The organism is Arthrobacter sp. R4-81 (assembly GCF_054792365.1).
The window spans coordinates 139147-160727 of record NZ_CP096445.1 but is presented as its reverse complement, the minus strand read 5'-3'; the positions used below and the strand labels follow the sequence as shown (position 1 = coordinate 160727).

The 21581-nt window shown below is 62.4% G+C and carries 24 protein-coding genes and 2 pseudogenes; 11 read left to right on the top strand and 15 right to left on the bottom strand.

Annotated features, from left to right (window positions below):
* Positions 1-22: 22 nt before the first annotated feature.
* The 5 genes and pseudogenes from M1E05_RS00840 to M1E05_RS00820 all read left to right on the top strand — a co-directional run bounded on the left by M1E05_RS00840 (position 23) and on the right by M1E05_RS00820 (position 3535).
* Positions 23-978 (top strand): annotated as a pseudogene (locus M1E05_RS00840) (carbohydrate kinase family protein).
* The gene (locus M1E05_RS00835) at positions 975-1505 is read left to right on the top strand and encodes a YbhB/YbcL family Raf kinase inhibitor-like protein (protein WP_458112627.1); all 531 of its coding nucleotides are present in this window, start codon (positions 975-977) and stop codon (positions 1503-1505) included. The pseudogene M1E05_RS00840 and the gene M1E05_RS00835 overlap by 4 nt, the downstream one beginning before the upstream one ends.
* A gap of 23 nt (positions 1506-1528) precedes the next feature.
* On the top strand, positions 1529-2347 hold the full coding sequence (locus tag M1E05_RS00830) for an HAD family hydrolase (RefSeq protein ID WP_461164161.1): 819 nt from the start codon (positions 1529-1531) through the stop codon (positions 2345-2347).
* A gap of 108 nt (positions 2348-2455) precedes the next feature.
* Entirely contained in the window at positions 2456-2701 is a 246-nt protein-coding gene (locus tag M1E05_RS00825; protein WP_458112629.1) for a hypothetical protein, read from the top strand.
* 93 nt (positions 2702-2794) lie between these two features.
* Positions 2795-3535 (top strand): glycerophosphodiester phosphodiesterase, encoded by a 741-nt coding sequence (locus M1E05_RS00820; protein WP_461165305.1) that lies wholly within the window; start codon positions 2795-2797, stop codon positions 3533-3535.
* Positions 3536-3547: 12 nt separating this feature from the next.
* On the opposite strand, the gene M1E05_RS00815 is transcribed toward M1E05_RS00820, so the two are convergent.
* Both M1E05_RS00815 and M1E05_RS00810 read right to left on the bottom strand, forming a co-directional pair.
* Entirely contained in the window at positions 3548-5110 is a 1563-nt protein-coding gene (locus M1E05_RS00815; protein ID WP_461164160.1) for a putative bifunctional diguanylate cyclase/phosphodiesterase, read from the bottom strand.
* Between the two features lie 277 nt (positions 5111-5387).
* Positions 5388-6416 (bottom strand): hypothetical protein, encoded by a 1029-nt coding sequence (locus M1E05_RS00810; protein WP_461164159.1) that lies wholly within the window; start codon positions 6414-6416, stop codon positions 5388-5390.
* Positions 6417-6558: 142 nt separating this feature from the next.
* On the opposite strand from M1E05_RS00810, the gene M1E05_RS00805 reads away from it, so the two are divergent.
* Positions 6559-6693, top strand: coding sequence for a hypothetical protein (locus tag M1E05_RS00805; protein ID WP_461164158.1), 135 nt, complete (start codon positions 6559-6561; stop codon positions 6691-6693).
* 50 nt (positions 6694-6743) lie between these two features.
* Here M1E05_RS00805 and M1E05_RS00800 read toward each other — a convergent pair whose 3' ends face one another.
* Positions 6744-8360, bottom strand: a complete 1617-nt coding sequence (locus M1E05_RS00800) for a sensor histidine kinase (RefSeq protein WP_461164157.1) — start codon at positions 8358-8360, stop codon at positions 6744-6746.
* Positions 8361-8546: 186 nt separating this feature from the next.
* Here M1E05_RS00800 and M1E05_RS00795 point away from each other — a divergent pair, with 186 nt between their 5' ends.
* Positions 8547-9377 (top strand): class I SAM-dependent methyltransferase, encoded by an 831-nt coding sequence (locus M1E05_RS00795; protein WP_458112633.1) that lies wholly within the window; start codon positions 8547-8549, stop codon positions 9375-9377.
* On the opposite strand, the gene M1E05_RS00790 is transcribed toward M1E05_RS00795, so the two are convergent.
* Both M1E05_RS00790 and M1E05_RS00785 read right to left on the bottom strand, forming a co-directional pair.
* Entirely contained in the window at positions 9374-9835 is a 462-nt protein-coding gene (locus M1E05_RS00790; protein WP_461164156.1) for a hypothetical protein, read from the bottom strand. The two genes, M1E05_RS00795 and M1E05_RS00790, sit on opposite strands and share 4 nt — an antisense overlap.
* Positions 9836-9918: 83 nt before the next feature.
* Entirely contained in the window at positions 9919-10191 is a 273-nt protein-coding gene (locus M1E05_RS00785; protein ID WP_461164155.1) for a hypothetical protein, read from the bottom strand.
* A 307-nt stretch (positions 10192-10498) separates the two neighbouring features.
* Between M1E05_RS00785 and M1E05_RS00780 the strand changes: the two genes are divergently transcribed.
* Positions 10499-10687 carry a hypothetical protein gene (locus M1E05_RS00780; protein ID WP_461164154.1) on the top strand — a complete coding sequence of 63 codons (189 nt, stop codon included), beginning with the start codon at positions 10499-10501 and terminating at the stop codon, positions 10685-10687.
* A 75-nt stretch (positions 10688-10762) separates the two neighbouring features.
* On the opposite strand, the gene M1E05_RS00775 is transcribed toward M1E05_RS00780, so the two are convergent.
* The 3 genes from M1E05_RS00775 to M1E05_RS00765 all read right to left on the bottom strand — a co-directional run bounded on the left by M1E05_RS00775 (position 10763) and on the right by M1E05_RS00765 (position 12811).
* Positions 10763-10978, bottom strand: a complete 216-nt coding sequence (locus M1E05_RS00775; RefSeq protein ID WP_461164153.1) for a hypothetical protein — start codon at positions 10976-10978, stop codon at positions 10763-10765.
* 125 nt (positions 10979-11103) lie between these two features.
* Positions 11104-12039 carry an NAD(P)H-hydrate dehydratase gene (locus M1E05_RS00770; protein WP_461164152.1) on the bottom strand — a complete coding sequence of 312 codons (936 nt, stop codon included), beginning with the start codon at positions 12037-12039 and terminating at the stop codon, positions 11104-11106.
* Positions 12023-12811: a histidine phosphatase family protein gene (locus M1E05_RS00765; protein WP_458112639.1), complete on the bottom strand. Its 789-nt coding sequence runs from the start codon at positions 12809-12811 to the stop codon at positions 12023-12025. Before M1E05_RS00765 ends, M1E05_RS00770 begins: the two co-directional genes overlap by 17 nt.
* Before the next feature lie 252 nt (positions 12812-13063).
* Between M1E05_RS00765 and M1E05_RS00760 the strand changes: the two genes are divergently transcribed.
* A complete protein-coding gene (locus tag M1E05_RS00760; RefSeq protein WP_458112640.1) occupies positions 13064-13282 on the top strand; it encodes a DUF6480 family protein in 219 nt (72 codons plus the stop codon).
* A gap of 50 nt (positions 13283-13332) precedes the next feature.
* On the opposite strand, the pseudogene M1E05_RS00755 reads toward M1E05_RS00760, so the two are convergent.
* From M1E05_RS00755 to M1E05_RS00735, 5 genes and pseudogenes are all read right to left on the bottom strand, one after another.
* A pseudogene (locus M1E05_RS00755) lies at positions 13333-13941 on the bottom strand (dihydrofolate reductase family protein).
* Positions 13942-14047: 106 nt separating this feature from the next.
* On the bottom strand, positions 14048-15007 hold the full coding sequence (locus M1E05_RS00750) for an EamA family transporter (RefSeq protein WP_461164151.1): 960 nt from the start codon (positions 15005-15007) through the stop codon (positions 14048-14050).
* Between the two features lie 73 nt (positions 15008-15080).
* Entirely contained in the window at positions 15081-15461 is a 381-nt protein-coding gene (locus M1E05_RS00745; RefSeq protein ID WP_458112643.1) for a RidA family protein, read from the bottom strand.
* 109 nt (positions 15462-15570) lie between these two features.
* Positions 15571-15900, bottom strand: a complete 330-nt coding sequence (locus M1E05_RS00740; RefSeq protein WP_458112644.1) for an SDR family NAD(P)-dependent oxidoreductase — start codon at positions 15898-15900, stop codon at positions 15571-15573.
* Positions 15901-15978: 78 nt separating this feature from the next.
* Positions 15979-16956 carry a threonine ammonia-lyase gene (locus M1E05_RS00735; RefSeq protein WP_461164150.1) on the bottom strand — a complete coding sequence of 326 codons (978 nt, stop codon included), beginning with the start codon at positions 16954-16956 and terminating at the stop codon, positions 15979-15981.
* Between the two features lie 131 nt (positions 16957-17087).
* Between M1E05_RS00735 and M1E05_RS00730 the strand changes: the two genes are divergently transcribed.
* Complete coding sequence (locus M1E05_RS00730; protein ID WP_461164149.1) at positions 17088-18014, top strand: LysR family transcriptional regulator; 927 nt, start codon at positions 17088-17090, stop codon at positions 18012-18014.
* Here the strand turns inward: M1E05_RS00730 and M1E05_RS00725 are convergent.
* A complete protein-coding gene (locus M1E05_RS00725; protein WP_461164148.1) occupies positions 17998-19680 on the bottom strand; it encodes an alkaline phosphatase D family protein in 1683 nt (560 codons plus the stop codon). The genes M1E05_RS00730 and M1E05_RS00725 overlap by 17 nt on opposite strands.
* Before the next feature lie 136 nt (positions 19681-19816).
* Between M1E05_RS00725 and M1E05_RS00720 the strand changes: the two genes are divergently transcribed.
* Entirely contained in the window at positions 19817-20941 is a 1125-nt protein-coding gene (locus M1E05_RS00720; protein ID WP_461164147.1) for a glycerate kinase, read from the top strand.
* 91 nt (positions 20942-21032) lie between these two features.
* Here M1E05_RS00720 and M1E05_RS00715 read toward each other — a convergent pair whose 3' ends face one another.
* Entirely contained in the window at positions 21033-21524 is a 492-nt protein-coding gene (locus tag M1E05_RS00715) for a DUF6328 family protein (RefSeq protein ID WP_458112649.1), read from the bottom strand.
* Positions 21525-21581 lie beyond the last annotated feature (57 nt).

Sequence of the window (21581 nt, the reverse complement as noted above, 5' to 3'; positions counted from 1 at the left end):
ATTCTCTGGCAGAGTAGGGACCATGCTGACAGTAATCGGCGAGGGCCTGGTTGACGTTGTGCAACGTCCAACGGGAATTGAAGCCCATGTGGGCGGAAGCCCCCTGAACGTGGCGGTTGGGCTGGCGCGCCTCGGCCACCCGGTTCAGTTCATCGGCCGCTACGGGCGGGATGCGTATGGCGATTCTGTCGCGGCCCACCTAAGGTCCAGCTCAGTGATGGTGCCCCAGGGTCCTGACTCGCTGCCAGCAGCGTGGCCACCGCACTGATTGACGACGACGGCGCCGCCACCTATACGTTCGACCTCGCCTGGGAGCTCCCCGGCCTCGTTGACCGACTGCCGTTCATGCTGCAGGGAACAACACTGCTGCATACAGGATCCATTGCCACTATGCTGGCGCCCGGGGCGGCAGAGGTGCTGGCCGCCGTCGAACACGCACACCCCTCCGCCACCATCAGTTTCGATCCCAACTGCCGGCCGAGCATCGTTGCCGATGCAGGCTATGCCCGGAGGCAGGCAGAGAAATTTGTGTCCCTTGCGGACATAGTGAAGGCCTCGGATGAGGACCTCGAATGGCTCTACCCCGGGGAAGACATACTGGAGTCGGCACGCCGCTGGCTGGCTCTCGGTGGGTCTGAAGGCCCGGCCATGGTGGTGGTGACCCGAGGCGCAGCCAACCCCAGAGGAATCACTGCCGCGGGTGAAGCTGAAGCAGTCACACCTGCAGTTGACGTCGCCGACACAGTGGGCGCAGGTGATTCGTTCATGGCGGCCCTGCTTTCAGGAGTGGTGGATCTGGGACTGGACGGCGCGCAGAACCGAAAGGAACTGCGTGCAATCTCCGCGGAAACCCTCGCCGAACTCCTTTCCCATGCGGCCGCAGCCGCCGCAGTAACTGTCTCCCGCGCCGGGGCCAACCCGCCCACCCGCGCTGAACTCAATCACGCCCTCGTCCCCGACGTTGAAAGGCAGCCATGACAGTACCTGATCCATTTGAAGCAGCATCCGGAATCGCATCCTTCCAAGTAGGCAGCGAATCCTTTGAAGATGGCCAGGTTCTGCCACCGGCCCAAACCAGCGGAGTACTCGGAGCCGGCGGACAGGATGAATCCCCACAGCTCAGCTGGTCAGGTGCCCCCGAAGGAACCAGGGGCTATTCAGTCACAGTCTTCGATCCCGACGCTCCGGGCGGAGGATATTGGCATTGGGCAGTTGCGAACCTCCCTGCGGACACCACCTCGCTCCCGGCCGGTGCTGGCTCCCGCAGCAATGCCCTTTTGCCACCGGAGGCTGTCCAACTTAAGAACGACGCCGGCTTTTCGGGGTTTGTAGGCGCCGCACCACCGCCGGGGCATGGGCCTCACCGCTATCTGTTGGTGGTGCATGCTTTGGACACCGAACAACTGGACGTGGCCTCGGATGATTCGGCTGCTTCGATAGTGTCCAAGCTTGCAAACCATACCTTGGGCCGCGCGAGGCTGACGGGCACGTTTGAACGGCGGTAGACCTGCCCACGTAGACTTGCGTCATGCGGCTCGTAGCAAGTGACATTGACGGAACCATTCTGGGACACGACGGAAAAATCAGCGACCGCACCATCCGTGCCTTCCGCGCCTGCCGCGCTGCCGGCGTCGAACTGGTCTTCGTGACTGGAAGACCACCGCGCTGGCTGCACCCGCTGCAGGACCAGCTGGGTCACACCGGGCGGGTCATCTGCTCCAACGGTGCTGTTGTGTGGGACCTCGAAGCCGACCGGCTGGTTTCCGCCCGGACCCTCGATCTCAAAGCGGTCTTCGAGGTGCGGCGGATCATCAAGGAGTTGCGGCCCTCCGCGCTCTTCGCGGCTGAAACCCTCACCAGTTTCCATCTGGAGCCGGGGTTCATCGAGAACGATTCCAGTGAACTCCTGGCCCAGTTCACCCCTGCCCCGCTCCACACGACGCTGTCAGCAGATGACGCCGTGGTTAAGTTCCTCGCCGTCATTCGGGAAGGAACAGCCGATGATTTCCTGGCCGAGGTAGCGCCTGCGGTGGGGCATCTGGCGTCAGTAACCCATTCCGCGCCCACGGTCGCGATGCTGGAAATCGCCTTCCCCGGCATCAACAAAGCCGTGACCCTCGCTGAATACGCCGCTTCACTTGGTGTAGACGCAGCAGACGTTGTTGCCTTCGGCGACATGCCCAATGACGTCGAGATGCTCCGGTGGGCCGGCGACGGCTATGCCATGGCGAGCGGCCATCCCGCCGCAATCCGCGCGGCAGGCCAGCAGGCACCGCATATTGACGACGACGGCGTGGCGCAGATCCTCGAGGCCAAGTTGCAGAAACTTGGTGTGGCGCTTTCCTAGGCGCTCCTAACCGTCCACCTGATTCCCGGCCAACGGCCAACCAACGTTCATTTTGGCCCCTTACTCTTCCAATTACAGAGGATCATTCTAGAAGAGGACGGGAAGAAAATGTCCAGGTACCGCAGTAACAGGGTTGAAGACCAGCCGTTGCGCCACGTGGAACCGGATGTGCACTGGAAATCCCTCCGACAGGGAGACCGTGTTCTCGTCCGTAGCGCCCCGGGTTTTGAGACGGGCGGCTTCGTAGACGCCGTCAGCCGGGACCACACCACAGTCTGGGTGGACCTCGACGGCGGCCGCGGCCGCACATTGGTGCACTGCAGTGACGGCGTGGAGATCCTGCCCAACAGCTGATGGCACACTCCTTCGGGTTACGCTTCAGGAGTGAGTGAGCTGCCCCCGTTCCTGATTTCACTTAATGACGCGGGAGCTCCTGTGCCTATAGCCATGGCTCACCGCGGGTTTTCCCGTGAAGGGCTCGAAAATTCCATGGCGGCGTTCCGTGCTGCAGTGGACCTCGGCTACCGCTATCTGGAGACAGACGTCCACACCACAGCGGACGGCGTGCTGCTCCTCTTCCATGACGATCAGCTGGACCGCATCACCGACCGGAAAGGCCGCATTTCCCGTCTGAGCGCAGCAGAAGTCTCTGCCGCGAAGATTGGCGGAGTGGAGGCCATCCCGCTTTTTGACGAGCTGGTCAATGAATTCCCCGATGTCAGGCTGAACCTGGATGTCAAGGACTGGAGCTCGGTTCCCAGCGTTGCCGCGGCCATCGAGCGCCATGGGGTGCATAACCGCGTCCTGATAACCAGCTTCTCTGACCTGCGGAGGGGGGCTGTGCTCAGGCTCCTCAGCAGACCGGTGGCAGCGTCGGCCGGGACGGTGACCAGTGCCGTTTTTGTGCTGCTGGGACGGTTCCTTCCACCGTGGCTGCTCAGGAGGGTCATGCGGGGAGTCCACGCCCTGCAGGTCCCTGTCAGCCGAGGCCGGATACGTGTGGTGACTCCCGCGCTTATTCGGCGGGCGCACCGGCTCGGACTGCAGGTTCACGTCTGGACCATCAATGAAGCAGCCGAAATGAACAGGCTGTTAGACCTCGGAGTGGACGGGATCGTGACGGACCGGGCGGATCTGTTGAAGCACGTGCTGCAGGAACGGGGGGCGTGGCACGAGGCTTCCCGTTAGGCGAGGCGCCTGCTAGCCAGGGTGCAAACCCGCCGAGTGATGCCACGGCGCGTTTTCCTCTTGCAGCAACCGGGCCATTTCCAGAGCGGCCAGCGGACGGCTGTAATAGTAACCCTGGGCGCTGATGCAACCGATACTGCGCAGATACTCGGCCTGTTCCGCAGTTTCCACACCTTCCCAAACTGCTTCCAGGCCACATGCTCGGATGAGCTGCAGGACTGCTGCAATCAGTGCAGGCTGGTCCGGGTCGGTTCCCAGTTCCATGAGGATGGAACGGTCAACTTTCACCCGGTCAACAGGAAGCCGGCGAAGATAGCTGATGGAGGAGTAGCCTGTGCCAAAATCGTCAATCTCCAGCCCGACGCCGAGCTTGCGCAGGCTGTTGAGGGAGTATCTGTCCAGCTCGTTGCCCATGATGATGGCCTGCTCTGTCAGCTCAAGGACCAGCAGGTCGGGACTGAGATCGGCGCGCGTGAGAATGTCCCGCACTTCTTCAATAAACTCCAGGCGCTGGAGGTCAGTGGCAGCGATGTTGACTCGCATGGACATTTCGGGAGGCGCGATTCCGTCTTCGCGCCAATGACGCAGCTGCTCGATGGCGGTTCGGAGGACCCAGATACCCAGCTCGGACATCAGGCCTGCGTCTTCAGCGATCGGCAGGAACTCATCCGGCATCACCATGCCGCGCTCCGGGTGGTTCCAGCGGACCAGCGCCTCAACACCCTCGATCCTCCCGCTGGCAAGCTCCACGATGGGCTGATAGAAGAGCACCAACTCAGAGTCCGCTATGGCGCCCCGCAGGTCTTCCGCCAGTTGGCTCCTTAGCTGCCGGGCGTGGAGCATGGACGGCTCGAAGATTTTCAGCTTGCTCCGGCCTTCAGCCTTCGAGGCGTACATGGCGATGTCAGCCTCCACCATCAGCTGCTCGGCGGATTCGCCCGGCTCGCTGATTCGAAGGCCCATGCTTGCCCCGCAGTGGACGCTGTCGTTGTCCATTTCAATGGGCTCGTTCAGCGCCTGAAGGATTCTGGTGCCCACTCCCGCTGCACGCGTTGCGGAAGTAGCGGGCATCAGGACCGCAAACTCGTCTCCGCCCAAGCGCGCCACAACATCTGTTTCGCGGACGGCGCGCCGGATCCTGTCCCCCACCATGGCAAGCACCCGGTCTCCGACAGCGTGGCCACGTGTGTCGTTGATGGTTTTGAAGGCATCAAGATCCAGGAGTACGACGGCGGGCGGCAAGCTGTCGTCTGTTGCCGCGGCGTCAGCCTGCGCCTTGGTAAGCGCGGCCACAAATGCGCTGCGGTTAGCCAAGCCGGTCAATGAATCGGTAAGGGCCATGGCGCGCATTTCCTCGTGCGCCTGGTGCAGTAGTTGGGTACGGGTTTCCACCCGTTGCTCAAGCTCCTGATAGATAATCTCGAGGTCCTCGGCCAGGAGGTTGGTCCCCATGATGATGGCATCAAGCTCATCCCGCGCAGGTGATACTTCTATCCTGGAATGCAGCTCGCCGGCGGCTAACCGGACGATGCCGTCAAGCAACTGCCCCAGGCGTGGGTCGTCTTCAGCGAACATCTCGCGGGCCCATCAGCGGGAGGGTGACTCGAACGGCGCCGTCCCGAGTCAACGGGAGGGTGCCCGGCGACACTGGAACCGCTAGTGACTCTGACATGTACCCCCGCTTGCACTAGGGGAGAGGCTTCCGCCCCTCCCGACTCCGCCCCGCTCACGGGACGGGTTGTGTCACTAAAATACCGCCCCGGCGCCGGTAAAGCATCCCTCAGCCAAGAGGTGGACTAATTCTGCTGGCATGGCAAAATAAGGGCTGCGGCCCCCTTGTTCCATGAGAGGACTATTCTACTGTTGCTGCAAATGCGCGGACTTCCTCGCTTCGCTCTGTAGCGGCGGCACCTTCGAATAGCATTTGTGCAGTGTTCAACTGTTCCCGTGCGCCGCTTAAATCGCCGTTGGCAAACAGTGCCTTACCTAAGAGGAAACGCGCTTCTCCCGCTGTTTGAGTAGGCAGGAATTCTGATCTGGCACATACAGACTTCAGTAAGGAAAGCGCGTTTTCCATGTCTCCTGTCAGGAAATACCAGTATGCCCGAACAAAAGACATTTCGAGGCGGTCACGTTCACTTCCGCCCACGATGTCGGTGGCAAGTTCGGCCCGTTCAATACACCGGAGCGTTGCTGGATCGGTCAGGTTTGCCTCCAGGCGCATCACTGCCGAAGCCCTATTGAAATGTGCCCATAAATCCACGTCTTTCGAATGCGAGAGTTGCTCCGCGGCCATGTCGTGGTACCGTCCACCGTCTTCAATCCGCTTGCTGAGGAAAGCCACATTGCCGATGACCCAGTAGGCCTTCCCCGCTGTATCCTCATCCACAAGATCCGTCACCAGCGTCTCCAGCACAAGGGACTCCCGCCAAGCCTCATCCACTCTGCGGCTCTCGGCGAGGGCCGCGATGAGTCCGCGTTGAGCCTGAATCTGCAGGTCGACCTGCTCCTCATCCCCAGATACAAGTTCGGCTGCGCGGGCAGCGTTTGCGGCGGCCTCGGCGAGATGGCCCAGCCCCTGATGAGCCGTGGACAGCATGATATAGGTGCGGGCAGCAAATGCCGGTTTGGCGGCGGAGAGCGGATGTTCGGCCAGTTGCCGGGCAAGTTCGAGACAATCCCAAAGCGATTCCAGGTCCCGCTGGCATTCAGCCTGCAGGTATGTCATGTTCCACCAGCCGGCTTGGTCACCGGCTTCAAGGGACTCACGCGCGGCTTCGCGGGCCGAGTCCAGGGCGGCTTGGAAGTCGCGGTTCTTGAAGCTTTCGCGGGCCTGCAGTTCGGCGAGGACGTAGGGCGACAGTTTCTCGGGCTTGGACATTCCCCAATTATCCACCTTGATGGGGAACCTGCGGCTTCCCTGTCCTAAAACTTAGAAATTCAATCCGGTGAATGTTGATTATAAGGCGCTATAATAGCGTACGTAATGATTTACTGCACCTAATTGATAAAAGGATCACAGGATGAAAAAGATTGCTGCTACATTCTTGCTCACCGGCATCCTTGCTGTGGCAGGATTTGCTGCCCCTGCCATGGCAGCGTCGGATAAAAACACGAAGACGTCTGTAGAACAGACGTCCGGATGGTGGCCGAAATAAGCTCGGCTTCACTAACTGCCCCTGGATGACTAATCCGGGGGCAGTTTTGCTTAAGGCCCCGTCAGGGGAAGTCTCACTTCGATAGTGGTCCCTTCTCCTAATTTGGAACGGACGCCCATTGTGCCTTTGTGACGTTCGACGATGTCGTGAGCTATCGCAAGGCCCAGACCGCTGCCGGGTATAGCACCGGCCGTGGCGTTGGACGCCCGGTAAAAGCGTGTGAACAAATGAGGGATTTCCTCGTCGGGAACCCCCACCCCGGTGTCCGTCACCCGGACAGTCACCCATGGGTTTCCGTCGTCGTCATCGCTGTAGGTGTTTCCGACCGAAATCTTTCCCCCGCGGGGGGTGAACTTGATGGCATTGGACACCAGGTTGGTGAAGACCTGCTCCAGTTGCACTTCGTCAGCCATGACATCCGGGTCCCTGCGGTCAAGGTCCAGGGAGATGTCCACCTGCCGCTGCTCTGCGAGGGGACGCAGGGCCGCTGTGATGATCCTCAACGTGTGGCCCACCCGGGAAGGTGCCAGGTGGAGTCCGGTGGCTTCATAGTCAGGTCTGGAAACAGCCAGCATGTCCTCGATCAGCCTCCGGAGACGCTCCGAGTTTCTGACGATGATGTCCAGCATCCGGTTGACCTCGTCGGGGAGTTTTCCGCCTGATCCATCCCGGATCATGTCCAGGTAGGCGGTGATGGAGGTCAGCGGTGTTCTTAGTTCGTGATTCACGGTGGCAAGAAAATCCGTCTTGGCCTGATCCAGTTGCTGTAACTGCCGGAGGACCTGCTGTTGGCCACTGATCAGGTGTCCCTGGATCAGGCCGTAGGCGACGTTTCCTGCGACGTGCTGGATCATGGAAATTTCGGTCCGCGACCAGAAACGCGGCGAGTCGAGCTGGGTGATCCAGATGAGGCCCAGCGATGAGTTTCCTTCGCCGACCGGAATCAGCGCTGAAGTCCGGGGATTCATTGCGCTCATCCAGTCGCGTAACCCGAGATCTTCCGCATCCCACTCGTGGGTGCTGTGATCATCGACGATGAGGACGTCACCTTCAGCCCACAACCGGTCCGCCAGACGGTGCGCAGCGGCCTGGGATCCCTCAAGGCCCTCGGTGAGCGGAGGCAGGTTTCTGCGCTTCCACTGGGCGGTGATCCGGGGAACCCGCTGGTCTTCGAAAGTAGTGAAAAGTACGCGGTCGGCTTCGAAGGTTTTACCAAAACCGTTGACAACGTGATCCGCAATTAATCGGGGATCGTTGGTGGTGCGGATCGCCGCGGAGACGTCCCGAAGCCTTTCGCGTAGCCGCTCGGCATGGTGCCGCGCCTCTGACCTTGCCGCCACGCTGCGAATGATGGAATCGGCCCTGAACACAAGCTCCTGCGGAGATGGAGGCTTGACGATAAAGTCGGCCACTGCATGCCAGTTGCCTGAGGCCGCATCCACACCATCCGCCAGGTCGACGAGGAGGAGGATAGGGGCTGTTGTGGCAGCTTCCGCGAAGGATTGATCCAGCACTACGATGCTGGCCTCCGGCTGGTCGGCCAGCAACTTGGCAAGCGCCTGTTGGTCGGACGCGCTTGCAATGGCGTATCCGGCACTGCTCAACACTGCTCCGACGGTGGCGAGTCTTCCGGCGTCGTGGTCGGCAACGATGGCAGTTCGTGGCATGGGCAATTTCTCCGCTGATTGTCTTACCACCCGCGCCCCCTCCGGTTCTGGTTCAGTTCATTGTAGGGCGACAGCAGCCGCCAAAAGGTGAATTGTTCACTTCCAACCAGGATTGCGTGAACTGGCGCGTCGTCCACAGCGCTCAATAAACCGCGCCGGACCATTGAAAGCATCTATATTTGGACCATGCTCTCCGCGCTTAAGAAATACCTGCTGGTTCCCAGGCTGGTATGGCTGTCTGCTGGTGCTCCCAAAGATCGCAGCGTCGCGTGGGACCGCTATTGGGCGCGTGTTAAGGCCACGGGGGCTCAGGGTGAAGTACTTTGGGACTCCGGCGGGGACCATGAACTCCTTGGTTATGCAGGAAGCTTGAAAAAGCACCTTGATCCCGCGCTTCCGGTGTTGGACGTCGGCTGCGGAAACGGCACTTTCACGCGCTGGCTCGCGGGTAACTTTCCGGCAGCCGTGGGAGTGGACATTTCTTCCCATGCCGTGGAACGTGCGCGCAGCGAGTCCACGGGTATCACCAACATCGCCTATTTGACAATGGATATGACCCGTCCCCGAGCCGGCAGCATGGTGGCGGCCGAAGCGTATGTGGGAAGCCCGGGTCCGCCCGATGCAGGTCCGCCAGAGGTCAATGTTTTCCTGCGCGGCGTGCTCCACGTTCTCGACGAGGCAGACCAGGCCGCCCTCGCCCGGAATATCAGAGTCCTGGTTGGTGGCCGGGGGCGCGTCTTCCTTGCCGAAACGGATTTCCAAGGCAACCCCGTCGACTACGTTTCCCATCTCGGCGCAACGCTCCGGTCCATTCCGGCGCCACTCGAAAGCGCCATACGCGGCTTGCCAATGCCCGGGCATTTCGGTGCAGGAGAGCGACGACGGGCCTTCCCCGCTTCGGAGTGGGAAGTGCTCGAGGAAGGCGCCACGTTCATTGAGACCGTTCCCCTGAAGGATCCGTCCAGGCCTGAGCTTATTCCCGGCTACTACGCGGCGCTCCGGGCCAAGCAGGGCTAGCCCCTCCCCATGCTGGACGTTGGATCCCCGTCAGCCTCCGAGGGGTCTGCACGAAGTTCCTCCGGATCCGGATCGGGAAGACCGGCCGGGCCGCTTGGAGTCTCGGGATTTCCCAAGGGAGGGCTGTCATCAGGCAGGGTCTCCGGACGCTCGGGCGGCGCGCCTGGAGGCGGCTGCTCCGGCGTATCGGGAAGACTGCTGCCTGCTCCGGATTGGCCACGCCCGGACTGCCCCGGTTCAGCAAAACCTCCAGCGGACATCCCCTGGCGTTGAGGATAGTCGTCGGCCTCGTCATCCATGGCGTTAGACCCCTCACTGATGGAGGAGTGGACCTGAATGTCCTCGTCGCGCTGCCCGGGCTCAGGAACCTGCGCGTCGTCGACGGGATCGGCGGTGCCTCCCAGGTCCTTCATGGCGTTTTCGGCTGCCTTCTTGATGTCGTCTCCGATGCCCATCATCAACTCCTCACCCTGATGTCAATCCGGCCGATAGATCGAGCGTGATTCGGCCTCTGCTTCCAGCTTTATCAGCATGCTTACGATTAGTCCAGAGTTCCATGCCCGTTTCGACGGTTCCCTGACGGATCGATGCTGCAGAACGTCGTGTGGGCAGGGAACCATCGAAACGGCGCACCGAGGCGGCCGAAGAATCGGCCCAGGGTGGCGCGGTCCGTCCGGAGTGCTGGCCCTCCGGGCTCTGAGGTCGTCTCCGTAAAGGTGACGAGATCGCTGTCCACGGACTCCACCCGGTGGATGATGCGCAACTGCCCGCCCTCGGCATCCGGAACGTCCGTTGGGTGGTCGTGATTCCACATTTCCCAAGCCAGTACGGGCGGGTTTCGGGTGTCGAAAGTGGATTGGCCTCCGTGCACCAACGCCGCCCGGCATCACCCCCAGCCTGCTGCCGAACTGCCGAACAGGCACCGGCGCAGCTGAGACGTAAAGCTGCGAATCAAGGGCCGGCGGCAGCTGGGAAGGCACCCCGCTCACCGGGGCTCTGTATTGCCGTCGGCCCCGCTTCAATTCTAGAAGAGAATCGGCATTTTGCGTCCGTGCTGCGCCCCTGAAGGTGAGCCCTGCAGCTTCCTCGACAGGAGCATCCGGCGGGCCTACCGTGGGCTTATGAGTGATATTCCAGCCGATGAAACCCCCGGGCTTGATAAGGATCCCGTGACCGATGGGCGGGGAGACAAGTTCTTGCCTCCCGACGCTCTTTCACCCGTACTGGATCCCGATTTTGTGCCCGACGACGACCCCACCACCGCAGAGGCGAAGAGGGCGCGTGAACATCCGGAGGAAACCGGAAGCTGACCGCCCCCGCATTCGTGGCGCCCGGAATCACGAGCCAGCCGTTCACCAGCCCTAAGGAATCTACTTATTGGGACGTCAGTGCCCCCGGTGGAGCATATTGGTCCAGCGGCCTGCCTTGTGCGTCCGGCCTGTGCCTGCCCGGTTACCGGAACGGCCGCGGTATTTCATCCCACCCGTGGTGAATGGGCCTGCCGCTTTGGCGTTCATGCGGGTCTCGCGGTCGGACTTGTTGGGCTCCAGATCGATGCGCCTCATGATCTTTTTCATAACCCGATCGAGAAGATTTGCCATGGCGGAACCTCCATATCTGAACTGTTTTCCCAGCTGTATTCCAGTGTGGCACCGGGTGAAAGACGGGAGCAAGGCCTCGGAGCAGGGCTTCCGGGAATCGGGAACTATTCCCTCTTAGTAGCGAGTCAGGTGTCGAGTTCCATCATCAGCGGGGGCAATTGGTCAGCCAGCTCCCGGGCCAGATAACCAAGGCTTCCCAGCCGGCTGGCGAGCCGGTCTCCGGCCGCCGCATGGAGATGGGTGCCCCAGCAGGCAGCCTGGGCCGAGGTGGTTCCACGCGCCTTAAGCCCTGCGATGGCTCCTGCCAACACATCACCACTGCCAGACGTACCCAGGCCGCCGTAGCCGGTGGTGATCTCCCAAAGCTTGGCATCGGGAGCGGCAATCACGCCTTGGCACGTGACCACGGCCTGGAACTTTGCAGCAATTTCCGCTACGTCCGAGGTCAGGTCTTTCACATCACGGCCCAGGAGAATTCCGGCCTCTTTCGTGTTGGGCGTCAGGATCAAGCGGCCTGCCCAAGGACTTAGCTCATCCACCATCGGCGGAAGACAGCCGAGCGCGTAAGCATCGAGGACAATGGTGGGAGGCGAGGCGTCCTCGCCCCCGGACGCTCCGCCGTCGTCCTCTTCCGGACCGTTCACCTCAGCCTCAAGCCGAAGCAGTTCCCTCAAGAGCCGGGCTGCTTCTTCTTCGTTGTCCAGGCCCGGACCTACCAACACCGCAGCAGCTTTCTGCAGTGTTCCTGCCAAGGCGCCTGCGCCGTCCCCGCGGACGGAACCCGCAGGTGTTTCGGCCAGCCCCACCACTCCTGATTCCGGCAAGGCAATGGCCAGTTGGGTTGCGGCAGACTCCGCCACGCCAAGGGTGAGCCGTCCAGCTCCCGCGCGCAAAGCAGCAAGCCCCGCAAGGAGGGCCGCTCCAGGGGTCTTGCGCGCGCCACCGATTACCAGCACTGAGCCTCGATCCTCTTTGCTGGAACCGCCTCCCGGGAGAGGCCAGTTGCGCAGGAGGGTAGGCGTTACCAGCTCGGGGCGCGGGCTTTCAGCGGGGGTGGACATTGGTATCTCCAGCGTGTTCGGTCACGGGCACGCCGCCGCTCACCAGGTGATCGGCTAAGTTGAAGCTCTCCAAAGCCCACGGGCCAAAACCGTCGGGGCGCACGAACCGCGTCAACGACGCGTTGAGGACTGAAGATGTGGCGGCGATATCGAGGATCTCCCGTTCCGACAGGCCTTCCAAGATGTAGCGGAACAGGAAGATCACGGCGTCGTGGCAGACGAGCATGACGCGGCCCCCGCTGTGTTGGCGGTCCAGATCGGCGAGGAGGGACCGAAGCCGTAGCGCTACGTCGGCCCACGACTCGCCGCCGGGAGGCCTGTAATAGAACTTTCCCAGCCAACGCCGCCGCGCCGCTTCCTCCGGAAGGCGGGCTTCCACGCCGGCTGAGGTCAGCATGTCGAGGATGCCCAGCTCGCGGTCACGTAAACGTTCGTCGGCGAGCACGGGCGCCCGCCAGCCACCGCTCCTGACCGCCAGTTCCGCCGTCTGCCGTGCTCTGGCGTAGGGCGAGGACCAGACGGACGTTGCCTGTTGATCCTCGGGGAATCCCGCCAGCAGGCGTCCCAGGGCCAAGGACTGCTCGCGTCCTGTCGCGGAAAGCTCGACGTCGGCGTCCCTGGCAGGCACGTCAATCACGTGCGCGCCCTGTTGGCGGGCGACCGTTGCAGCTACGTTGCCCTGGCTCTCGCCGTGGCGGACCAGGAGGAGCTCGACGGCACCTGGCGCGGCGTGGACCTGTTGAATCGGGCGGACAGTCCGGGCTTCGTGCATCGCTACCCCCTTGTTCCGGGCCTCAGCGGCCGGTGTCGCTGCCCTTCCGGGACAGCGGTTCAGGAAGGCCCACGTTACTACGGCCCCCTCCCGCGCGTCTCGTCTTCGACAAGGCGGGTGGCCATCATGAGGGTGGCTTGTGATGGATCCTTGCCTTGTATGCTCCTGGTGTTGTGATGCTTCTTGTCGGGGGCTAGGCTGGCAGCCCACCAACCCGTAACGCTTGACGAGTTCCGCAGAGGATGGCATTTCGTGAGTACGTATCACCCTGAAAATGATCCGGCTAATCCCGACCGTCCGGGGCGTGAACCTGCCGATCCCAGACCGGACCGTGAGGATCCAGGAGCCTCGGCCAACCCCGATCCTGCGAACGGAAACATCACAGGCCTTGAACCCGGCGGAGGCGTGCCCCCGGGAGAGACCCCGCCTGCAGAAGACCAGATGAGCGCCGACCAAGGCCACGACGAATAGCTGCTTGACTGAGTAGTTGTTTTGGCGGGGAGCGAGGCCCGGGATGGGGCTCAGTTTTTCCGTGGTTTGAGTATCAGATGAGTCGCCGCCGGTGTCTGGACAGAGCTGACGACGTCGAACGCGGTCACCCTCCCGGGAACCGTACCGGGGGTCTCCGCGGTGAAAAGCGGAACACCGGAGCCCATGAGGACGGGTGCGATATGAAGGCGTACCTCGTCCAAAAGACCCGACGCGATGTAGGCGGCGGCTAGTTTCCCTCCGCCCATAATCTGCACGGGACGGCCGTCGGAAGCCTCCGTCGCCGCCGTCAGTGCCTCCTACAGACCTGAAATGAAGGTATAGGGGACACTGTCCCAGTCCAACGGCTCCCGCTCCTCATGGGTCACCACGAACATCGGTACCGGCCACGCAGGGCCGTCCCATGCCTTGCCGTCATAGCAAACGTTGAACGTGTTCCGGCCCATGATTACTGATCCCCGGTCCATGATGTCCCGGGCAAAGGCCTCGTCCGCCTCAGTTTTGCGGCCGAACATCCAATCATGGATCTCCGCGGGATCCTGGTCATTGGTGGCTACGAAGCCATCCAGGGAGATGCCGATGTCCAAAATGGCCGGGACGTCTTTGCGCGTGCGTGTTGGTTCCGATGGGGTGGTGTCCATTTCGGTTCCTTTGGTTGAAATCAGGCCTTGAATACCGCGAGAAGGATTTGTTGCAAACCATACTCCTGTCCAGTAGCAGCCTGGCCTTCAGAGGTTCGATCTGACGTCAACGGGTGACTTGCTCGGCGCCGGCGGTCATTTCGGCTGGAACCGGCGTCGGGACCTGCTGTGGAACTTCCTGCTTTTGTGTGGGCGGTCCGCCGCCTCTGTTGAGGACCGCCGTCGCAACTCCTCCCAGCAGGAGCAGCCCTCCGGCGAGTTCTGTCGCCGAAGGCACCTCCTGGAGAGCCAGCCACGCGGCAGTCATCCCCACGACCGGCACCAGCAGGGTGAAGGGAACCACGGACGACGGCGGGTATTTGGCGAGCAGCCAGTTCCAGATTCCGTAACCCACGAGGGAAGCGAACACCGCTGTGTAAATCGCACTCAGCACAGTTCCGGCCTGGAGGTCCAGCATGGTAGCTGCGATGGCATCCGGTCCATCGGTGACCACCGAAAGAGCAATGAGGGGAAGCGGAACCACAGCACCGGACCAGACCACAAGGCCGAGTCCCGACGCCGCCTTGGCCTTACGCGCGATCACGTTGCCGGCGGCCCAGGAAAGTGCCGCACCCAGCACGATGATAAAGGGAAGCAGCGGAGCGACCGAACTCCGGCCAACGGCCACGATGGCCAGACCCGCAACGCCGAGGACAACCCCGGCCAACTGGCGGCGGCTGGGGCGCTCGCGGAGGAAAACGGCCGCAAGCAGCACCGTCAGAAGCACCTGGGCCTGGAGCACAAGGGAAGCCAGTCCGGCCGGCATGCCCAGTGCCATGGACAGGTACAGCAAGCCGAACTGGCCTGCGCTCATGAAGAGTCCGACGCCGACAATGGCCGCCCAGCTGACATCCGGCTTGCGTATGAAAAGAATCCAGGGGAACACCACCAGGAAAAACCGCATCGCCACGAACAGCAATGGGGGAACGTCCCGGCCGTTCGCGTGAAGCCCCAGGTCGATAGCGACGAAGTTCAGGCCCCACAGGACGGCGACCAGGGCCGCGAGCAATGAGTGGCGGGTGGTCATGTTCCTCGCTTCTGAAAGGATTGTTTTGGCCTAGCGTCCGGCGGTGCCTTGCGGCTTGCCTGGTGCCTGGCGCCTAGCGGCTTGCGGTGACTTCGACTTCGAACTTGCAGTCCCTGGCGAGGCTGGCGACTCCGACGGTGGCTCTGACCGGCGGGTTGGTGGAAAAGGTTTCGCGGAAGATCTTTTCCATTTCGGCGAAGTCTGCCCAGTCGGTGAGGTAGCAGACGCACCGGACGACATCCTGAAGTCCGAGTCCGACGTCGACAAGAAGTTTTTCCACGCTGGCGAACGTGGCCCGGACTTCTGCTTCGAAGTTGGCCGGATACGTCTCGGGCCGGCCTCCGACGCTTCCTACCTGGCCGGCGAGGAAGACGAGCCCGCTGGCTTCGACGACCTGGGAGTATGACCCACTTCCGGGCTGTACGCCGTCAATGGCGGGGATGGTTTTAGTCATTGTTTTGTTCCGATCTTGTGTTGGGGGTTGGGAAAGCGAGGGGTTTTGGCTAGGACGGGTGGCCGCACACATTCACGGGCAACCCGCCTGTTTTAGATCCGTGAAGTGGTCACCACGGCAGGGGTGAGCGCTCGTAGAAGTAGCCGCCCGACGGGCCGTCTTCGGGCAATGTGGCCAGCCAAACGGGAGTATCGGCGCCATCTTCAACACTTCGGGTCGCTTTCGGGCTCATGTCTGTCCGCGTGTAACCAGGTGACGCCGCGTTGACCAGGACCCCTTCGCCGCGGACCTCGGCTGCTGCGCTTTCGCCGCTGGGCTTGTTCCGGGAACCCAAAATCACGTGATGGCCGTGCCCGGCGAGCTGGCGGGCTATTTCCAGGCCGAGGCCGCGGTTGCCTCCGGTGACAAGGGCTACCCTGTCCTTCTGTTTAGAACTCATAGTTTTTCCTTTTAGACCGAGGAGCTTGTTGAGCTCGTCGAGGGTGTTGACGGTGGGGTGTAGTTGCAGGTGGGCGCTTCAGGGAGCCATTAGTGAAGCGAACTTTTCAAGGTCGATGTTTCCGCCGGTGGCGATTGCAGCGATGGTTCCGGTGTCGAGTCGGGCGGAGTGCTGGAGGACGGCGGCGGCTGCGACTGCACCACTGGGTTCGACGATGAGTTTCGTGGTTTCGGCGAGCCAGCGCATGGTCTCGACTATCGACTCTTCGGAAACGGTGACGACGTCATCCACGAGGGCCTGGATGTGTTCCCACGGCAGGTCCCCGACCATTGTGGAGCGGAGGCCGTCGGCGATGGTGCGTCCGGTCAGCTCCCTGGTCCACCTCTTGCGGTCACCGGCGGCGAAGCTCTCAGCCAGGTCGCCGGCGAGCTCGGGCTCAACGGCGATCACCCGGATGTGTGGGCGGAGGCTTTTGATGGCCGCTGCGACACCTGAAATGAGGCCGCCGCCCCCGACAGGCACCAGGACGACGTCGAGGTCATCGATCTGCCCGAGCATCTCGAGGCCGATCGTTCCCTGGCCGGCGATGATCAGCGCGTCGTCGTCGGGCGGTATTACTGTGAGGCCCTGGGTTGCGGCAAGGTGTTTGGCGTGAGTCATGGTCTCGGTTGGGGGACGGAGGATCACAGTGGCTCCTTCATCCCTGGTGCCGTTGATCTTGGTCGAAGGGGCGGTCTCAGGCATCACCACCGTCGCCGCGATCCCGGCGAGCCGGGCTGCGCGAGCCAGGCCTCGGCCATGGTTGCCGGCGGAGTATCCAATGACGCCAGCAGACTTCGCCCGTTCGTTGAGCGCGGCGACTGCGTTGGTGGCACCGCGAAGCTTGAAGGAGCCCGTGTATTGCAGGGATTCTGCTTTGATCCACAGGGATCGGCCGCCAGCCGAATGAGGCGGGACGTGCAGGACCGGCGTGCGGAGGCAGGTGGTGCTGATGTTCGACTGTGCCTGGTGCAGGTCCTCAAGGGAGGTCAGGCTCGTGGGCAAGGTAATGGCCATGGTCAGTCCTTTGTGTGGTCGTGGTCAGAACGCGGTATGGAATCGCGAAGGCCCCCGTTCCCCTTACTTTCGCAAAGACAAGAATGAAGGACAAGCGTTTATTCGTGTGCAATATCGTGTAGATTTTCTTCATGATTGATATCGGATCTCTCCAGGCTCTAGCGGCTGTTGAGCAACACGGTTCCGTGATCGCGGCCTCGGACGTGATGGGCTTCAGCCCGTCGGCGGTATCCCAGCAGATCAAGAAGCTGGAGAAGCAGACTGGCTTCTCCGTACTGGAGCGGCGCGGCCGCGGCGTCCTGCTGACAGAGCGGGGCCTGGCTCTGGCCGCATATGGACGCCGCATTCTTTCCGAGCTGGAAGAGCTGCAGTCCACTCTGCTCAGCGACCCGGAGAAGCCGTATGGCCGGCTGAAGGTGGTGGCCTTCTCCACGGCCTGCCGCGGCCTCGTTGGGCCGATGCTCGGTATGCTTGCCTCCTCCGGAACCGACCTCGACGTCAGCGTGCTGGCCGAAGATCCGCGCGAAGCGGTGGCGCGCGTAGCTGGTGGCGAAGCGGACCTCGGCATCGTCCACGACTGGAACTCCGTACCCCTGGTGATTCCCGAACACCTGGTGCTCGAGTGGTTGTGTGAGGACATTGCAGACCTTCTGGTTCACCGCAGCCATCCCCTGGCCGGGCGGCCCCAGGTGGAAGCGGCCGACCTGGTGGACGAGCGGTGGATCAGCACCCCGAATGGCGCCATCTGCAACGAGGCCTTGCTCCGGATTTTTGCGGATCTGGGACGCGTCCCGGATATCCAGGTCTACGATCCGGACTTCTCAACCCACATTGCTCTCGTGGAGCAGAAGGCCGTGGTGGCCCTCGTTCCCCGTCTGGGCAGGCCTGCGTTGCCTGCGGACGTGGTGGCTGTTCCGGTACGCAATCCGGTGCCTGGACGCCGCGTTGGCATGGTTCACCGAAGGACGATGACCGCCAGCCCTGGTATCCAGCACCTTGCCGGGCTCCTTCGGGGAATTGCTAACGGTCGATTGCTGGCTATCAGGGCTCCAAGCTGACCCGCATTGCCCGGCGCGGAGCCAACGTAAGGGAGGCCACTCGTTCCAGCCGGGGGTGCAGGTGGTCATCACCCTCCACGACGCCGGTCAGCCACCACAGCTTCAGCCCTTCGTCGGCCACTTCAAGGCAGGCCAGGTTATTGACGAACCATGGACCCTTGACGCCGGACCAGCGGAAGGGCGGATCCGGCACCTTCGCCGAGCGCGCCACCAAGCCACCTACAGGGGTGGCCAGGCCATAGGAAGTGAGAGCTGTGAAGGACCTCAGCAGCCGTGGCAGCGGATTGCGGATAGGGGAGCAGACAGCCTGGATGATCCGGCTGCCCGAGGATCGCTCCACTTCCGCCACATAGGAGAAGTGAACGTCCCCGGAGATGAAAGTGACGGTTTCCGGCGCGGGACCGCGTTCGCCGTCGGCAACTTCGGTCACCATGGCGGCCACCTCGTGGAAACTTTTCTGGAAGGCGGCCCAGTGCTCAAGATCGACTGTCTGCCGCAGCTTTTCGGCGGCAATGGCGGCTGGTTTCCCCCAGGCGCCTTCAGAAACGGCTTCATTCCAGGACTCGACGTGATGCAGGCCCATCGGCAGCAGGAAAGGCAGTGACGTGGCCACCAGCACGTGTCGAAAGCCGCCACGCATGAGGTTGTCGAGCCATGTCATTTCCGCCTCGACAAGAAGGGCCCGGTTCTCCGGCGCCAGATTCCGGGCGGCACGGGAGTCGAGCACAATCAGCCGGGTATCCCCGAAATCCCGGCTGAAGCTCCAGCGATAGGAAGTCGGGTCCTGATCGGCACGTGCCGCGAAACTGTCCAGTTCGGCGCTTAGGTCGAGTTCGGTCTCGCCCCGGTGACCAGCAACCCGCTGCCAGATAGGATCCTCTGCCCGCCCCTGCGGGGACAGGTTCCCGAGATGCTGGTAGACCCAGTAAGCCGTCAGCCCGGCCACAACGCGCTCGCGCCACCAAGGGACGGCGGTCATTTTCTTTCTCCAGCTGAGCGAGGCATTCCAATCGTCGCGGATGTCGTGGTCGTCGAAGATCATGGCGCTGGGCAGGGTGGACAGCAGCCACCTGTTAGCAGGGTCTGACCATGCCAGGTAGTAGAGGTGAGCGTACTCTTCGTAGTCCTTGAGCTCCTCGCCAGGGGGTTCAGTGATGTCGCGGCGGGCCCGGATAAACTGCTGCATTTGCTCACTGGTGGAGTCGGCGTAGACCTGGTCCCCAAGGAACGCCACAAGGTCAGGCCACGGCTCGCGGGCCCGCGTTGCCATGCTTAAGGCATAGGCCCGCAAGGAGTCGACACCGTGGGTCCGGTTGCCGGCTTCGTCGTGCGGGACGCTGGTGCGGCAGGAGCCGTAGGCCATCCGCAAAGGCTGGCCGGGCTTAAGCGCAGCAATTTTTGAGGAAGGGAATCCGGACGAGGGATCGGGCCAGACGTGTGTCCCATTGATTTCGAGGGAGTAGGAAACAACCTGCCCCGGCACCAGCCCTTCAACCTCCACCAGCGCGTAATGGTGGCCATGAACTGAGAAGGTGCGTGCTCCCCAGACTTTGTCCTCTGCACGGACGGACACCTTCGCCGAAGTCCGGGTTTCCACCCATATACTTGCGGAGGTCTCATCGACGAACCGCATCATGGGGCCGAGCACCAAAAGTGAGGTGTTCATTACTCAGTTGTACCTGTTGGGACGGGGTCCGGCCAGATCTTGACGCTGCTGTCTGCCTGACTTTGCCAATAGGTCATAGATGATTCGAAAGCTTGCTTGGTAAGCGCTTTCCAATCCTAGATGGCAGGATAGACCCATGCGCATTCTTATTGCCCCGGACAAGTTCAAGGGATCGCTGACCGCTGCTGAAGCCGCCGGCGCCATGGCCGAGGGAGTGCTGCGGGTCTATCCGGACGCTGTTGCAACCCAGTTTCCAATAGCCGACGGCGGAGAGGGAACCCTGGAGGCCGCAGTGGCGGCCGGCTACGAGGAAAGACTAAACGCCGTTGTCGGCCCGATTCTGGCTCCCATCGGTGCAGCGTGGGCGCTGCGGACTGACGCCAGCGGCGCAGTAACTGCAGTCATCGAAACAGCCCAGGCTTCAGGCCTTGCGCACGTTGAACCCACTCCGGAGGGCTCGCTGCGCGCTCACAGCTACGGTTGCGGCCAGCTAGTCGCCGCGGCCTTGGATGCGGGGGCAACGGAGATCGTGTTGGGTCTTGGCGGCTCAGCAATGACCGACGGCGGGAGCGGTGCCTTGCGTGCGCTCGGACTCAAACCGCTTGATCCAGCAGGCAACATCGTCCCCCTGGGCGGCGGATCACTTGTGGATGTGGCTGCCGTTGACGCCACTGAGCTCGACCCCCGCTTGAGCCGGGTCAAATTCCGTATTGCCGTGGATGTCCGGAACCCCCTCTACGGCCCAGAGGGAGCCGCCCATGTGTTTGCGCCGCAGAAAGGCGCCGATGCCGATGCCGTGGAGCAGCTCGATGCGGGCCTTCGGAACTGGGCCTCCGTCCTCCGCGAAACCACGGGCCGGGACGTCAACATTCCCGGAGCGGGAGCAGCCGGTGGGTTCCCGGCGTCGTTCCTGGCGTTCAGTGATGCAGCGCTGGAAGGAGGGTTTGCCCTGGTGGCAGGCCTTACCGGGCTGGCCAAACAACTGGCCGAAGCGGACCTGGTGATCACCGGTGAAGGCTCCATGGACTCGCAGTCGCTGACCGGCAAGGCTCCCATTGCACTGGCAGCCGCCGCCCATCAGCGGGGCATCCCTGTCATTGTGGTGGCTGGCCGCATCCTGGTGACCCTTGAGGAGCTGGCCGAGCATGGCGTGGTGGCTGCAGCGCAACTGCTGGATGTTGCCCCAAGCCCTGAGGACGCCGTCGCTCAGGCAGCGAAATACCTGACCTGGGCCACAAGCCAGGTGTTGGAAGGCGCCTGACGGGCAGGGCCCAGTGCCCGAGTGAAGCACACGGGATGGCGCCTTCTGAGTCGGGAGCCTGTCTCGTAGTGCGGCTCTGCCACCGGCGGAGCTACCTCTTTTCAGCTTGTCTGTGAAGGTGAATCGGAACATAAACCAGCAGGATGATCAGCACGGCCAGCAGTGCAGCTCCTGCGGCAATACCCGCATTGCGGCCGGCGGCGACGTCAAACACCAGCGACGACGTTCCCACGCTGAGGAGGGCAACGCCGCCGAGCGCCACCTTGGTGATCCTGTCTGCACTGGACACGAGCGTGGCCTTGAGCCGCTTTCGGAAAAGACGGCGGTGCACACTGACCGGGAGCAGGATGACGGCGGTGGTAAGCGCGGCCAGGACCACGTTGGTGAGATAGAGGCCCACCTGGTAATCGTCGAGGGAATCGAACCGGGATTGGAACGGGAGGGTGAGCAGGAACCCAGCGAGAATCTGGACTCCCGTCTGGAGGACCCGGAGCTCCTGAATGAGCTCCATCCAGTTCCGGTCCATCTGTTCTTCCACAGTTTCGTTGCGGCCGCTGCGTTGCTGGGCTTCGGGATCGGTCATGGCCTTCACCTCCGGCACTGTTGTTGGCCGCCAAGCGGTTCTAACTCTCAACCTAGG

Excerpts from the sequence above, each read along its gene's own strand:
- M1E05_RS00835 (WP_458112627.1), top strand. The coding sequence starts at position 975 with ATGACAGTACCTGATCCATTTGAAGCAGCATCCGGAATCGCATCCTTC.
- M1E05_RS00830 (WP_461164161.1), top strand. The coding sequence starts at position 1,529 with ATGCGGCTCGTAGCAAGTGACATTGACGGAACCATTCTGGGACACGAC.
- M1E05_RS00825 (WP_458112629.1), top strand. The coding sequence starts at position 2,456 with ATGTCCAGGTACCGCAGTAACAGGGTTGAAGACCAGCCGTTGCGCCAC.
- M1E05_RS00820 (WP_461165305.1), top strand. The coding sequence starts at position 2,795 with ATGGCTCACCGCGGGTTTTCCCGTGAAGGGCTCGAAAATTCCATGGCG.
- M1E05_RS00815 (WP_461164160.1), bottom strand. The coding sequence starts at position 5,110 with ATGTTCGCTGAAGACGACCCACGCCTGGGGCAGTTGCTTGACGGCATC.
- M1E05_RS00810 (WP_461164159.1), bottom strand. The coding sequence starts at position 6,416 with ATGTCCAAGCCCGAGAAACTGTCGCCCTACGTCCTCGCCGAACTGCAG.
- M1E05_RS00805 (WP_461164158.1), top strand. The coding sequence starts at position 6,559 with ATGAAAAAGATTGCTGCTACATTCTTGCTCACCGGCATCCTTGCTGTG.
- M1E05_RS00800 (WP_461164157.1), bottom strand. The coding sequence starts at position 8,360 with ATGCCACGAACTGCCATCGTTGCCGACCACGACGCCGGAAGACTCGCC.
- M1E05_RS00795 (WP_458112633.1), top strand. The coding sequence starts at position 8,547 with ATGCTCTCCGCGCTTAAGAAATACCTGCTGGTTCCCAGGCTGGTATGG.
- M1E05_RS00790 (WP_461164156.1), bottom strand. The coding sequence starts at position 9,835 with ATGATGGGCATCGGAGACGACATCAAGAAGGCAGCCGAAAACGCCATG.
- M1E05_RS00785 (WP_461164155.1), bottom strand. The coding sequence starts at position 10,191 with ATGTGGAATCACGACCACCCAACGGACGTTCCGGATGCCGAGGGCGGG.
- M1E05_RS00780 (WP_461164154.1), top strand. The coding sequence starts at position 10,499 with ATGAGTGATATTCCAGCCGATGAAACCCCCGGGCTTGATAAGGATCCC.
- M1E05_RS00775 (WP_461164153.1), bottom strand. The coding sequence starts at position 10,978 with ATGGCAAATCTTCTCGATCGGGTTATGAAAAAGATCATGAGGCGCATC.
- M1E05_RS00770 (WP_461164152.1), bottom strand. The coding sequence starts at position 12,039 with ATGTCCACCCCCGCTGAAAGCCCGCGCCCCGAGCTGGTAACGCCTACC.
- M1E05_RS00765 (WP_458112639.1), bottom strand. The coding sequence starts at position 12,811 with ATGCACGAAGCCCGGACTGTCCGCCCGATTCAACAGGTCCACGCCGCG.
- M1E05_RS00750 (WP_461164151.1), bottom strand. The coding sequence starts at position 15,007 with ATGACCACCCGCCACTCATTGCTCGCGGCCCTGGTCGCCGTCCTGTGG.
- M1E05_RS00745 (WP_458112643.1), bottom strand. The coding sequence starts at position 15,461 with ATGACTAAAACCATCCCCGCCATTGACGGCGTACAGCCCGGAAGTGGG.
- M1E05_RS00740 (WP_458112644.1), bottom strand. The coding sequence starts at position 15,900 with ATGAGTTCTAAACAGAAGGACAGGGTAGCCCTTGTCACCGGAGGCAAC.
- M1E05_RS00735 (WP_461164150.1), bottom strand. The coding sequence starts at position 16,956 with ATGGCCATTACCTTGCCCACGAGCCTGACCTCCCTTGAGGACCTGCAC.
- M1E05_RS00730 (WP_461164149.1), top strand. The coding sequence starts at position 17,088 with ATGATTGATATCGGATCTCTCCAGGCTCTAGCGGCTGTTGAGCAACAC.
- M1E05_RS00725 (WP_461164148.1), bottom strand. The coding sequence starts at position 19,680 with ATGAACACCTCACTTTTGGTGCTCGGCCCCATGATGCGGTTCGTCGAT.
- M1E05_RS00720 (WP_461164147.1), top strand. The coding sequence starts at position 19,817 with ATGCGCATTCTTATTGCCCCGGACAAGTTCAAGGGATCGCTGACCGCT.
- M1E05_RS00715 (WP_458112649.1), bottom strand. The coding sequence starts at position 21,524 with ATGACCGATCCCGAAGCCCAGCAACGCAGCGGCCGCAACGAAACTGTG.